Origin of the sequence: Streptomyces sp. NPDC001822, from assembly GCF_042892135.1 — a bacterium.
Lineage (GTDB): Bacteria > Actinomycetota > Actinomycetes > Streptomycetales > Streptomycetaceae > Streptomyces.
Window position 1 is genome coordinate 371,823 of record NZ_JBIATW010000001.1, and the last position, 12,320, is coordinate 384,142.

Here is a 12,320-nt window from a genome sequence, read left to right on the forward strand (position 1 = left end):
TCGCCACACCGTAGAACCTGTACGGCCCAGTCCGCGGAGCGGGGCCGCGAACAGGGCAGCAGGCTCGGTCCCATGATCACCTCTTCCGTCCTCCCGCATCTGGCCCGCGCCGTGACCGCGACCGGGCTCCTGGCGGTGGCCCTGCTGCAGACGGTTCCTGTCGCCGTGTCAGCGCCGCCGCCCTCCGCGGCCTCGACCTCGACCTCGACCTCCGGTAAAGCCTCAGGGACGGCCGGCGGATCCGCCGAACCCTCACCCCGTACGGTGTCGGGATGGCTTCCCTACTGGGACCAGGAAGGTGCCTACCAGGACGCCCTGCTCCACGCCGACCAGCTGCACACCGTCAGTCCCTTCTGGTACCAGGCGATCTCCGCGAACCGGATCGACTCCCACCCGGGCGCCGGTGAGCGGCGGGTCATCGACGGACTGCACCGGGCCGGGATCAAGGTCGTCCCGACGGTCATGGAGACGATGAAGTCCGGCGACCTGGCGGCGATCCTCACCAGCCCCGCCCGGCGCACCGAGCACGCCGACGCGCTCATGCGCACCCTCGCCACCCGCGACTACGACGGCCTCGACCTCGACTACGAGTCCATCGCCACGACGGGCGACGCCACCTACGCCTCGGTGCGCGACGGGTTCACCGCTCTGGCGACGGACCTCTGCGGCCGCCTCCACAGGCTCGCCAAGGAGTGCGTGATCACGGTCTTCCCCCGGACCGCGACGACCGGACGCATCTGGGACTACGCCGCACTCGGGCGTGTCGCCGACCGGATCCGCATCATGGGCTACAACCTGCACTGGTCCGGCGGCGACCCGGGCCCGCTCGCCGATACCCGCTGGTACGACGACATCCTGACCCGTGCCACGGCCGTCGTCCCGGCCGGCCGGCTGGAGATGGGCCTGCCCGCCTACGGCTGGGACTGGCCCGCCGACGGCACCGGTACGGCACCCACGAAACACGTCACGTGGAAGCAGGCCGAAGCGCTGCGCGCCGAACGGGGCGCCCCGTACCGCTTCGACGCGGTCTCGGGTACGCCGTACTTCACCTACGACGACGGCGACGAAGCCCGCGAGGTCTGGTACCAGGACGCACGGGGGGTCGCCACCCACCTGCCCGTGCTGCGCAAGCACGGCGTCACCAACACGGCGCTGTGGGCGCTGAACTTCGAGGATCCGGGAATCTGGCCTGTACTCGCCGGGCGCTGACGCGCGTTCCAGGGCGGTGCCCCGGCCGGCCGCGGGCAGTGCCGCTGCCTGCCGCCGGAGCGTTCGCACGCGAGTCCGACGGACGGGGCGCGACGGCGGCCTTGGCGCCGTTCACGATTGCGGGACCCGGCCCGGATGCCTAGCGTCATGCCCATGAGCCATCCGCAGAGCTACGAGATCCTGCTGTTCGCGGAACCACAGGGATCCGCCCCCGCGCCGGAGCCGGGTGCCGCGATCCGCTCGGCGGTGGTCGACGCCACGGGGGACACCGGGGCGTCCGGATACCCCCGCTACGAGGGAGAGGGCATGGCCGCGGACATCAACCCGGCCACGCACACCGTCGCCGCCCTGCTGGTCGACGGTTCCGAACTCGACTACGGGCTCACGGCCAGGATCGCGGAGCGGGCACCGGGCACCGGAGGCACGGGCGGGGACCGCGGGACGGGCTGAAGGCTGTTCCGTATGACAAAGGCCCGGCCGTCCGGCCGGGCCTTCCTCACGTCTGCCGCACGGGCTCAGGGACTACTGCCGCTCCTGCTGCTGTGCCTGCTTCTGCTCCTCCACGGACTTGCGCACCTCGTCCATGTCCAGGTTGCGCGCCTGTCCGATGACGTCCTCCAGGGCCGCCTCCGGAAGCGCACCGGGCTGGGAGAAGACCGCGACGTTGTCGCGGACGATCATCAGCGTGGGGATGGAACGGATCTCGAAAGCCGCCGCCAGCTCCTGCTGTGCCTCCGTGTCGACCTTGGCGAAGACCAGGTCGGGGTGGCGCTCGGAAGCCGAGTCGTAGACCGGCGCGAACTGCCGACACGGACCACACCAGGAAGCCCAGAAGTCGATCAGCAGGAATTCGTTGTCGCTCACGACCTGATCGAAGTTTTCCTTGGTGAGCTCTACGGTGCTCATACTCTGTTACCTCTTCCTGGGACCGTTCGGACCTGTCGGGCTCAACGGTGATGTCGCTTGAGCTATTCCGCCTGCCCGTGTGGCTCCGCCGCACACCCGCCACCACACTGTTCCCATGACTGATGATGATGTTGCGAAGAGCACCGAATACGACGTCGTGGTCATCGGGGCGGGCCCCGTCGGGGAGAACGTCGCGGACCGCACCCGGGCCGCCGGACTCAGTACCGCTGTGATCGAGTCCGAGCTGATCGGCGGCGAGTGCTCGTACTGGGCCTGTATGCCCAGCAAGTCCCTGCTGCGGCCGATCGTGGCACGCGCCGACGCACGCCGGGTGCCGGGCCTGAGCGGAGCGGTGCAGGGCCCGCTCGACGCGGACGCAGTCCTCGCCCACCGCGACGAGACCGCCGCGCACTGGAACGACGACGGCCAGCTGGCATGGCTGGAGTCCGTCGGCGCGGACGTCTACCGGGGCACGGGCAGGCTGACCGGTGCCCGGCGGGTCTCCGTCACCGCCCCCGACGGGTCGGTGCGGCACCTGACCGCGCGGCACGCGGTGGCCGTCTGCACCGGCAGCCGGGCCGTGGTCCCCGATCTCCCCGGCATCGAGGACGTCCGGCCGTGGACCAGCCGCGAGGCGACCAGTGCGAAGGAGGTGCCCGGCCGGCTTGTCGTCGTGGGCGGGGGAGTGGTCGGCGTGGAGATGGCCACCGTCTGGCAGGGACTCGGCGCCCAGGTCACCATGCTGGTCCGCGGCGAGCGGCTGCTGCCGAGGATGGAACCCTTCGCGGGTGAACTGGTCGCCGCCTCCCTCGCCGAGGCCGGTGTCCGGATCATGACGGGGGTGTCGGCAACCGAGGTACGGCGGTCGGGCCACGACGGTCCCGTCACCGTCGCGCTCGACGACGGGGAGCGGCTGGAAACCGACGAGATCCTCTTCGCCACCGGCCGCGCCCCTCGCACCGACGACCTGGGCACCGGCACGGTGGGGATCGAGCCCGGTTCCTGGCTGAGCGTCGACGACAGCTGCCGGGTGGAGGGCAGCGACTGGCTGTACGCGGTCGGCGACGTCAACCACCGCTCCCTGCTCACCCATCAGGGCAAGTACCAGGCACGCATCGCAGGTGCCGCGATCGCGGCCCGCGCGCAGGAGACACCGCTGCTGGAGACGGACCGCTGGGGCGCGCACGCGGCCACGGCCGATCACTCGGCCGTGCCCCAGGTCGTGTTCACCGACCCGGAGGCGGCGTCGGTCGGGCTCACCCTCGCCGAGGCCGAGGCGGCGGGCCGCCGGGTCCGCGCCGTCGACTACGACCTGGCCTCCGTCGCCGGATCGGGTCTGTACGCCAAGGGCTACACGGGCCGGGCCAGGATGGTCATCGACCTGGACCGCGAGATCCTGCTGGGTGTGACCTTCGTGGGACCCGGCATCGGTGAACTGCTCCACTCCGCGACGGTCGCCGTCGCGGGCGAGGTCCCCATCGACCGCCTGTGGCACGCGGTACCCGCCTACCCGACGATCAGCGAGGTCTGGCTCAGGCTGCTGGAGACCTTCCGCGGTTGACCGTCCCCGGGGACGGACGACGGAGGGGGCCGCACGCCCTGCGGCGGGCGCGGAACCCGTGCGTCCCCGGCGTCGTCGTACCCGGTGGGCCGCCGATGCGCTGCGGGCCGGTGCGGCGGGGCCCCAGGCTCCCGCGGTCAGGGAATCAGCAGCGTCTTGATCATCCCGTCCCGCTTGTCCTGGAAGGTCCTGTACGCCTCCGGGCCGGCTTCGAGCGGCAGCCGGTGCGTCGCGAAGGTGTCGACACCCAGCGGGTCCTCGTCGCTCAGCAGCGGCAGGATGTCGTCCACCCAGTGCTTCACGTTGGCCTGCCCCATCCTGAACTGGATCTGCTTGTCGAACATGGTCAGCATCGGCAGTGGGTCGGCCGCCCCGCCGTACACGCCGGAGACCGAGACGGTGCCGCCGCGTCGCACGATGTCGACCGCCGCCCTGAACGCGGCCAGCCGGTCGACCCCCATGGTCCCCATGAGGCGCTCGCCCACGGCGTCGGGCACCAGCCCCACCGCCCAGTGCGCGGCCTTCGCGACCGGAGCGCCGTGTGCCTCCATGCCCACCGCGTCGATCACCGCGTCCGTGCCACGGCCCTCCGTCAGATCCCGGACGACGTCGCCGAGCTCCCTGCCGTGCCGGCGCACGTCGAGGCACTTCACGCCGTCCGCCCCGGCACGCGCCAGGCGCTCGGGGACGAGGTCGACGCCGACCACCATGCCCGCGCCCCAGTGCAGGGCGATGCGGGCCGCCATCGCGCCGATGGGCCCGAGCCCCAGGACGGTCAACGTCCCGCCGGGCGGCACCGACGCGTACTCCACGGCCTGCCACGCGGTGGGCAGCACGTCGGACAGATAGACGAACCGGTCGTCCGGCGGTCCGTGCGGCACCTTGATCGGCAGGCTGTTCCCGAACGGCACGCGCAGGAGTTCCGCCTGCCCGCCGGGCACCTGCCCGTAGAGCTTGGTGTAGCCGAAGAGAGCGGCGCCCATCCCGTGAGCGCGGACCTGCGTGGTCTCGCACTGGGACTGCAGGCCCCGGTCGCACATGAAGCAGTGCCCGCAGGAGTTGTTGAAGGGAATGACGACCCGGTCACCGGGGACCAGGGAGGTCACGTCCGGGCCGACCTCCTCCACGATGCCCATCGGTTCGTGGCCGAGGATGTCGCCGGGGTCGAGGTACGGGCCCAGGACCTCGTACAGATGCAGATCCGAGCCGCAGATGCCGGTGGACGTGATCCGGACGATGATGTCGGCCGGATCCTCGATCCTCGGGTCCGGGACGGTCTCCACCCGGACGTCCCTCTTGCCCTGCCACGTCAGTGCGCGCATGCTCCGACTCCTTCCACCGGAGGTCCGGACGATCTTCGTGCCACTCGGGTCATCTCCGCCCGTCGACGTCCGCCCGGCCTCCCGCGCCGAGCAGTCCCGTCCCCTCGAAGGACGTCTCCCGCTGGAGCCGGGGGATCTCGCGCCTGGACAGGGCGGTGACGACCGGCGGCATGGCGGCACGCACGACCTGTGTCGCGCGCAGCCACGCGGGCGCGTACACGGCGGCGCGCCGGTGTTCGACGGCCCGCACCAGGCGTCCGGCCACGTACTCCACCGGGTAGACCTTGCGGGCGGGCGCCGGCATGTGCGCGCGCAGCTCCCGCAGTACGGGGTGCTCGTCCGCGTCGCGGATCATGTCGGTGTCCGTCCAGTTCAGATAGGCGATCCCCACGCCGACGCCCTCATGGGCGAGCTCGGCGCGCAGGGAATGGGCGAACGACTCCACGCCGGCCTTGGAAGCGCAGTAGGCGCTCATCATGGGCGCCGCGCCGATCGAGGCGAGGGAGGCGACCTGCAGGTAGTAGCCCCCGGTGGTCCGCAGATGGGGCAGGAACGCGCGGGCGCTGATCGCGCTGCCGGTCAGGTTCACCTCGATCACGCGCCGCCAGGTCGCAGGATCGGACTCGCCGAAGGGGCCGCCCTCCGCCAGTCCCGCGTTCGCGACGACGACCGAGGCGTGCCCCATGCGCGCCCTGACCTCGTCGGCGACCTGGCCCATCCGGGCGTCGTCGGTGACATCCACCTCCCAGCAGTGGGCCCCGGGAATCGTCTCCCGCACCTCGGCCAGCGTGGCTTCCTCCCGGCCGAGCAGGGCCACTCTGGCGCCTCGTCGCGCCAGTTCCCGTGCCATTCCCGCGCCCAGGCCCCTCGCCGCACCGGTGACGACGGCGACGCGGTCGTGCAGAGGACGAGCTGTGCCGGTCACATGGGCCTCCTCGACGGGGTGTGGCCGCAGGGGTGCTCCGCACCTTTGGACGCGCGGGCCGGACGGCCGGCGACCGGAAGACCCGCATCTGCAGCACAGCCCATTCTGGGTATAAGCCGCACAAGGTGCATCCGCGACATGTGCGTCGAGGATACGAGGGGCGGTCCGGGTGGTTCTGCCCGCAGCGAGGGTGCCGCCCCCGCGAACGTCTCCGGCACAGGCCTCCGATGCCGTCGTCCGCGGCTGCCACACGGCGGGCGGCCGGTCGCGTGGGGGTGCGGCGACGGCAGCGCCGGGCACCGGCGCGCTGGCGGTGCCCCGGCGCCGTCCGTACGGATGCCGCGTCAGTTCGCGGTGGACTCGTGAGCCCGGATCGCTCTGAGGCCACGCCCCAGGCTGGTGAACTCGGCATCCAGGTCGTTCCCGCGCACGAGGTAGTTGTGCACCCGTCCGTCCTCCGGTCGCTCGATGGCCCGGTAGAGGGTCCCGTTCACGGTGATCGTCCAGTCGTCGCCGTCCTGGGCCCACCCGACCGTCTTCTTCATGGTGCCTCTCCTCTGTCCTCGCCGCCGTGGCTCGGCGGCTGTGTATTGGCATGAAGAACGGGCTGCGGCGCTCTGCGGTTCCGTGTTCCCTACGCCATTCGACTGGACCTGATGAATCGTCACGGAAGTGGGCTACAGGCTGACTTGAATGCCGCCGGAAGTAGGACAAGCCGCCCGGCGGCAGGAGCCCGGGCCGCGCGTACGGCGCCGGGGCCGCCGGCCGCCCCGGGGGCGCGTCGTGACCGTAGGCCGGAGTCGGCATACACGGCACGGCGTCGGGCACACGGCAGGTCCGACGTCGATGTGAGGAGTTCGTCATGGTGGTGGTCGGCATCGTTGCCGTATGCGTCGTTCTGGCCGTCCTGGCCTTCTTCGTGCCGCGCCTGTCCCGGCACCCGGAACGCGGCACGCAGCGCACCCTGGGGCTCGGATCGCGCGCGGGCGGCAAGGCGCCCGGTGTGCTGGGCCGGATATTCAGCAAGCCCTTCCGCAGCAGCTCCAAGGCCGTCGGCCACAGTGGCTCGGCCGGTCGCCGCGCCCGTGGCCGTATGCCCTTCTGACGGCACGGCCGACGGGTGTTCCCGCGGCGGCGGAGCCCCGGTGCCCCGGACCGACCACGACGACGGTCCGGGGCACCGGGGCTTCTCTGCCCGCTCACCCGGGGCGGACCGGGGCAGCGCCGGCTCAGACGAGGGCGCCGAGGCCGGTGGGCGTGCGACCGGTGATGAGGGTGTCGGTCCTCCGCATCCTGGTGGTGCAGTGCGCCTTGGCCGCCGCCGCGCTCCCGCCGTGCCTCGCTAGGGGGCGACGGGCTTGATGTGACCGTCACACGATTGGCTCGTTTGCCCCAGTGACGGTTTCCGCCCACGGCACGGAAGGCACCCACCCATGCCGCTCCATCCCTCGCCGCTCCGCATCCTCGGCAACGGTGCGCGCCTCGACGTGAAGGAGGCCGAGGCCGCGCTCGTCGAGCACTACCCGCGCCTCGTACGTCTGGCCTACCTCACGCTGCCACCGTCCCTCGGCAGGCACCGCAGGGTGCTCGCCGCACACGCCTCGGTGCAGCGCGCTCTGTACGGCGGCGCGCCCGCCGCGCCCGGACACGGTGAGGGAGCCGTCCCCGCCCCCCGGACCGCCGGTTCCGTCGGCGGGGGCGGCCCGCAGTCGTCCGCCTACGCCGGAGTCCGCCTCCGCGTCGTACGCACCGCCCTGGCCCACGACGCGCGCCCCTTCTGGTGGCCCGCGCGCCTGCCCCCGCCCGCGGCGCTGCGTCCCTCGATGCCGGTGGTGCGGGGGCTCCGGCTCTTCCCGCGAGCGGGCGGGATCGAGGAGTTCACCCTGGACCGGGCGGTGGCGGAGGTGACGGGACCCGCCCGTGCCGCACTGGGGCTGCTGTTCCTGGAGTCCCTGTCGGACGACGGCACGCGCGCGTTGCTCGGCGAGGCCGGTGTCGCCGATCCGGCCGACGCCGTCAGGACGGCCGGAGAGATCGCGGGGAGCGACCACGACCGGGTCCGGACGCTGCTCCGGTCGCCGGAGTTCGATCCCTGCACGGTGCAGACCCGGCCCAGTGACCTCCTGCGACGCCGTAACCGGAGGCGAGCGGCGACGGCGGCGGTGGCCCTCCTCGCCGTGGCGGGAGGCCTGGCCCTCAACGCGGCCGCCGGGACCGGCCGTTCCGGACCGCCCGCCGCGGCCCCGCGCACGATGCCGGCCGTCGGCGCGCTGGACCCCGTCGCCCTGGCGCGGACGCCCGCAGGGCAGTGGGCCGACACCTCACGCGTGGACTTCAGCGCCTGGGCGCCCCGGGGCAGCCGCACCGACGACGAGGCGCTGCTCACGCGCGCACTCGGCACCTGGGGCCGGCCGCCCGCGGGCACCGCGGTCACCCGGGCCCCGGGCACCCCCGACGTGCCCCCGGCCCAGTCGCCGCGACTGCTCTTCGCGGGTGATCTGGACGACGAGGCCGTGGTGCTGTTCCACGACGGTGGCGTACGCGTCGTCCGGTACGCCGAGCCGCTGTCCCGCGTCGGGGCTCCCGAACTCGACTTCGCCAGGGTCGACGACGCGGATGTCACCACGGCCGCCGCGGTCGTCGTCAGCCGCTCGGGCGGCGCCGCCCGGTTCCTGCTGGCGCCCTGGATCGCGGAGTCGGCGACGCGCGACCTCCTCACCCCGGACAGTCCGGCGCGGCCGCTGGCCGTGGACCCGGACGGGGTCACCGCGGCGGTGTCCGGCCCGGCGGCCGGCGGCGGATGCCGGTCCTGGCCCGTGGTGCAGTTGCGGTCCTCGGAGAAGATCGTGGAGAAGCACGCCTTCCTCGTGACGGATCTCGGGGACCTCTCGCCCGTGCACCTGACCCACACACCGAAACCGGGATCCGGCGCACCGGCGAGGCAGCCGCGCGAGGCGACCGGTGCCGACGCGCTGGTCGGCTGGGCGCGTACCGCGTGCTCGCTCCAGAGCCTGCGGGGCTCAGGGGTGCGCGCGGTCAACCACTGGCAGTTCGCCGAGCAGCCGCTTCCCGGCACCCGTACGAGCGCGGGCTGGGTGTGCACCAGGGCCGACACCTGGCGGGGACAGGGACGGGTCCTCGTGCAGTTCGTCCCGCCCGCGACGTCGGCCACGGCTCCGGCTGAGCTCGTCGCCGACCGGCGCAACACCGCCCTGTGCAGCCGCTTCGGCCAGCACGTCGTCGCCTCGACCCGTTGGAGGTCTCCGGCGGGCGCCTGGTACGTACTGGCCGCGGGAAGCCGGGCGGCCACGGGTATCCAGGTCACGGGCTCGGTGCGAGGAGCGTCCAAGGGGCAGAGCCTGGCCGTCCCCGCACCACGCGACGCGGGGTTCCGGGCGAGTGCGACGCTCCGAGGCGGAGGGACGATGCAGTCGGTGCGGTGACGGGCACTCCGCGGTGGAGTCTCCGGGGCGCTCGCGGCAGGGCCGGCCGCCGCTCGTACCCGGCGGGGGGAGACTCCGCGCCGGCCCGGCCCTTCCGGCCTACGGCTCAGGCCAGGAGCTCCCCGTCCCTGGCCACCACGGTCCCGCCGTGCACGACCACGTCCCTCCGGGGCATGTCCACCACGACCTGCGGCAGGCATTCGCCCCGCACGAGGACGAAGTCGGCCGGTGAGCCCGGCCGCAGATCCGCGTGGGCGAGGCCCATGACGTCCGCTCCACCGTCGGCGGCGACACGATGACAGTCCGTCAGCTCCTCGTCCAGCCGCACGTCCGTCACCCATCCCAGGAGATGGGCGCGGTGCAGCATGTCGGCGTCACCGAACGGGCTCCAGGAGTCGCGCACACCGTCGGAGCCCAGTCCCACCCGCACACCGTGTTCGCGCAGCCGGGCGACGGGCAGCACCAGGGACTCGGACGGCGCAACCGTGGTGAGCGCGATGTCCAGGTCACCCAGGTCCGCGGCCACCGCGGCGAGTTCGGTGTCCGACAGGCCGGGCAGGCAGAAGACGTGGCTGACCGTGACCTTGCCGGTGAGGGACAGCGCACGGGTCCGCTCGATGATGCCGCGCATGGCGTCGAGCCCCTTCTCCCCGCGGTCGTGCAGATGGATGTCCACGCCGGTCCCGTGCCGGTCCGCAATTCCGAAGACCAGGTCCAGCTGTTCGTCGAGGGCCTGGTCGAAGCCGATCGGGTCGATGCCGCCGATCATGTCCACGGCGCCGGAGCGGGCGGCCTCCTCCAGCAGCTCCGCCGTGCCCGGGGTACGGATCACGCCGTGCTGCGGGAACGCCACGATCTGGACGTCCAGCGCGTGACCCAGGCGGTCACGAGCCGCGGCCACCCCTTCCACCCCGGCCAGGCCGTAGGCCGGGGCCACGTCGACGTGGGCCCGCATCGCGCGCGTGCCGCGGGTCACGGCGTGCGCCATCAGGCCGTACGCCCGCTCCTGGACGGGGCGGCGCTGACTGTGGAACAGCTCCACGTCCTGGGCCACGTAGTCGGCGATGCCGTTCGCCGGGCGCCGTGACACCCACGATCCGCCCCACGTCGTCTTGTCGGGGTGGATGTGCGCGTCCACGAGGGACGGGAGAGCGATCCGGCCGCCCCCGTCGACGACCCGCGCTCCGCGCGGCGCCGGACCGTGCGAGATCGTGCCGTCGACGACCACGAGATCGGTGGCCTCCGCTCCGTACGGACGTACGTCGCGGAAGACCGTCGCCCCGGCGTGGTTCCCGGACCTGTCCGTGGCTCCGGCGGTCGCGGCCGAAGCCGCTCCGGTGTGCGTCGTGGCCGCGTGAGCGGGGGCGGACGTGGCTGCGGTGCCGGCCAGGGCGGCGGCACCCGCCAGCATCGATCGGCGCGAGAAGGTACCGGTGGACGACGGTGTCGGCTGCATGAGGGCTCCTGCTGCGTGGGGAGGTGGATGGTGTCGGGAGCGCGTGCCGCACGCCGGCCGATCGGAGAAGTCCCGGCCGGTGCGTGGGGGTGCCCGCAGGGGGCGGCCGTGGGTCCGGCACGCGCACGGACCGTGACCGGACGACCGCCCGGCCGGGACGGCGGGTCGCCCCGCCGTCGTGGGGTTCATCAGAGGGGGATGCCGGCCCGGACCACTCGCGCGGGCTTCTTCAGCCGGGCGACATCGGCCAGCGGGTCGCCGTCCAGGATGATCGCGTCGCCCGTGAAGCCGCGCGCGAGGCGGCCCACCGTGCGCTCCAGCCCCAGGAGCCGTGCCGCGCCGGTCGTGGCCGTACGGATCGCGTCGAGCGGTGACAGTCCCGCCGCGTGCATCAGCTCCACCTCCCGCCCGATGGGGCGGACGGTGCCTCCCGACGAGTCGGTTCCCGCGGCCAGGGGGACACCCATGCCGTGAGCGGCGAGGACGGCTCGTTCCAGCACGGGAAGGTAGGTGCGCCCCCGCTCGGCGAGGACCGGGTCCGTGGACTCGGTCAGGCCTGCGATGGCCGTGAGCGTCGGCGTGAAGTACGTGCCCCTGCGGCGCATCTCGTGCAGGGTCCGCTCGCCGACGAACGCCCCGTGTTCGAGGGAGCGGATGCCGGCCGTGACGGCGTCGTGGCAGCCCTGCTCGCTGTAGCTGTGGCAGAGGACGCCCTTGCCGCCCCGGCGGGCCGCGGCGACGATCTCGGAGAGCTGCTCGTGCGAGTACACCTGGGCGAGCGGGTCCTGCTCGGGCAGACCCGCGCGCTCGTTGACCCGCGTCTTGATCACATCGGCGCCCCGGGCGAGGTTCACCTGCACGACGCGGCGCAGGGCCTCGGCGGAGCGGACACCGTCCTTGAGACGCGCGAGCGTGGTGAGGTCGGGGTCGGCGAGCACCGTCTCACCGAGGTCAGGCGTGACGAACACGCCCGCCGCGGTCAGCCGGGGCGCGAGTTCGGGGCTGTGACGTGCGAGTTCGCGGACTGCGACGTCCTGGAAGAAGGCCGTCGAGCCACTGCGCGCGCTGGTCGCGCCCTGGCGGACGGCGTCGCGGGCCTCCGTCGCGGTGCTGAGGTGGATGTGCGCGTCCACGAGCCCCGGCAGGACCCAGCGGCCTTGTGCGTCCAAAGTCTCGGTGTTCCGCGGCACGGTGACGCTGCCCCGGCGGCCCACGGCACGCACGGTCCCGGCCTCGATGACGACGACGGCGTTCTCGGTGACGTCACCGGTGGCCGGGTCGAGGAGCGTGCCGCCCTCGATGACGAGGCTTGCGCCCCGTGCGGCGGGGTGGGAGGCGTGCCGGCCGGCGGAACCCGGCGCGGTCCCACCGTCCGAGGGCGCGGCGGCCGCCGAGCGGGCGGCGGCGACGGTACCCGCGAGGGCGGCGGCGCCGGCGAGCACTCCGCGTCGGGTCAGCCTGCCGGGGGGCGGGGGTGTGGCTTCGACGCACACGGGAG

The 12,320-nt window shown here is 73.2% G+C and carries 11 protein-coding genes; 5 read left to right on the plus strand and 6 right to left on the minus strand.

Annotated elements, in window-relative coordinates:
- Window positions 1-72: 72 nt before the first annotated feature.
- On the plus strand, window positions 73-1,209 hold the full coding sequence (locus ACFYY2_RS01710) for a glycosyl hydrolase family 18 protein (RefSeq protein ID WP_388735563.1): 1,137 nt from the start codon (window positions 73-75) through the stop codon (window positions 1,207-1,209).
- Between the two features lie 153 nt (window positions 1,210-1,362).
- Window positions 1,363-1,659 carry a hypothetical protein gene (locus ACFYY2_RS01715; protein WP_388735565.1) on the plus strand — a complete coding sequence of 99 codons (297 nt, stop codon included), beginning with the start codon at window positions 1,363-1,365 and terminating at the stop codon, window positions 1,657-1,659.
- A 72-nt stretch (window positions 1,660-1,731) separates the two neighbouring features.
- On the opposite strand, the gene trxA is transcribed toward ACFYY2_RS01715, so the two are convergent.
- Complete coding sequence (gene trxA / locus ACFYY2_RS01720) at window positions 1,732-2,115, minus strand: thioredoxin (protein ID WP_388735568.1); 384 nt, start codon at window positions 2,113-2,115, stop codon at window positions 1,732-1,734.
- Between the two features lie 115 nt (window positions 2,116-2,230).
- Here trxA and ACFYY2_RS01725 point away from each other — a divergent pair, with 115 nt between their 5' ends.
- Complete coding sequence (locus tag ACFYY2_RS01725) at window positions 2,231-3,676, plus strand: dihydrolipoyl dehydrogenase family protein (protein ID WP_388735570.1); 1,446 nt, start codon at window positions 2,231-2,233, stop codon at window positions 3,674-3,676.
- A 137-nt stretch (window positions 3,677-3,813) separates the two neighbouring features.
- Here ACFYY2_RS01725 and ACFYY2_RS01730 read toward each other — a convergent pair whose 3' ends face one another.
- The 3 genes from ACFYY2_RS01730 to ACFYY2_RS01740 form a co-directional block, all read right to left on the minus strand.
- Entirely contained in the window at window positions 3,814-4,998 is a 1,185-nt protein-coding gene (locus ACFYY2_RS01730; RefSeq protein WP_388735573.1) for an alcohol dehydrogenase catalytic domain-containing protein, read from the minus strand.
- A gap of 49 nt (window positions 4,999-5,047) precedes the next feature.
- Window positions 5,048-5,923 (minus strand): SDR family oxidoreductase, encoded by an 876-nt coding sequence (locus ACFYY2_RS01735; RefSeq protein ID WP_388735576.1) that lies wholly within the window; start codon window positions 5,921-5,923, stop codon window positions 5,048-5,050.
- A 344-nt stretch (window positions 5,924-6,267) separates the two neighbouring features.
- On the minus strand, window positions 6,268-6,468 hold the full coding sequence (locus tag ACFYY2_RS01740; protein ID WP_388735579.1) for a hypothetical protein: 201 nt from the start codon (window positions 6,466-6,468) through the stop codon (window positions 6,268-6,270).
- 317 nt (window positions 6,469-6,785) lie between these two features.
- Here ACFYY2_RS01740 and ACFYY2_RS01745 point away from each other — a divergent pair, with 317 nt between their 5' ends.
- The gene (locus tag ACFYY2_RS01745) at window positions 6,786-7,028 is read left to right on the plus strand and encodes a DUF6411 family protein (protein WP_327111959.1); all 243 of its coding nucleotides are present in this window, start codon (window positions 6,786-6,788) and stop codon (window positions 7,026-7,028) included.
- Window positions 7,029-7,356: 328 nt separating this feature from the next.
- Window positions 7,357-9,366, plus strand: coding sequence for a hypothetical protein (locus ACFYY2_RS01750; RefSeq protein WP_388735581.1), 2,010 nt, complete (start codon window positions 7,357-7,359; stop codon window positions 9,364-9,366).
- Window positions 9,367-9,472: 106 nt separating this feature from the next.
- On the opposite strand, the gene ACFYY2_RS01755 is transcribed toward ACFYY2_RS01750, so the two are convergent.
- The gene (locus ACFYY2_RS01755) at window positions 9,473-10,822 is read right to left on the minus strand and encodes an amidohydrolase family protein (RefSeq protein ID WP_388735584.1); all 1,350 of its coding nucleotides are present in this window, start codon (window positions 10,820-10,822) and stop codon (window positions 9,473-9,475) included.
- 188 nt (window positions 10,823-11,010) lie between these two features.
- Complete coding sequence (locus ACFYY2_RS01760) at window positions 11,011-12,315, minus strand: amidohydrolase family protein (RefSeq protein ID WP_388735587.1); 1,305 nt, start codon at window positions 12,313-12,315, stop codon at window positions 11,011-11,013.
- Between the last annotated feature and the right edge of the window lie 5 nt (window positions 12,316-12,320).

Bases quoted from the DNA above. Each gene is read 5' to 3' on its own strand.
- ACFYY2_RS01710 (WP_388735563.1), top strand. From the start codon at position 73: ATGATCACCTCTTCCGTCCTCCCGCATCTGGCCCGCGCCGTGACCGCG.
- ACFYY2_RS01715 (WP_388735565.1), top strand. From the start codon at position 1,363: ATGAGCCATCCGCAGAGCTACGAGATCCTGCTGTTCGCGGAACCACAG.
- trxA (WP_388735568.1), bottom strand. From the start codon at position 2,115: ATGAGCACCGTAGAGCTCACCAAGGAAAACTTCGATCAGGTCGTGAGC.
- ACFYY2_RS01725 (WP_388735570.1), top strand. From the start codon at position 2,231: ATGACTGATGATGATGTTGCGAAGAGCACCGAATACGACGTCGTGGTC.
- ACFYY2_RS01730 (WP_388735573.1), bottom strand. From the start codon at position 4,998: ATGCGCGCACTGACGTGGCAGGGCAAGAGGGACGTCCGGGTGGAGACC.
- ACFYY2_RS01740 (WP_388735579.1), bottom strand. From the start codon at position 6,468: ATGAAGAAGACGGTCGGGTGGGCCCAGGACGGCGACGACTGGACGATC.
- ACFYY2_RS01745 (WP_327111959.1), top strand. From the start codon at position 6,786: ATGGTGGTGGTCGGCATCGTTGCCGTATGCGTCGTTCTGGCCGTCCTG.
- ACFYY2_RS01750 (WP_388735581.1), top strand. From the start codon at position 7,357: ATGCCGCTCCATCCCTCGCCGCTCCGCATCCTCGGCAACGGTGCGCGC.
- ACFYY2_RS01755 (WP_388735584.1), bottom strand. From the start codon at position 10,822: ATGCAGCCGACACCGTCGTCCACCGGTACCTTCTCGCGCCGATCGATG.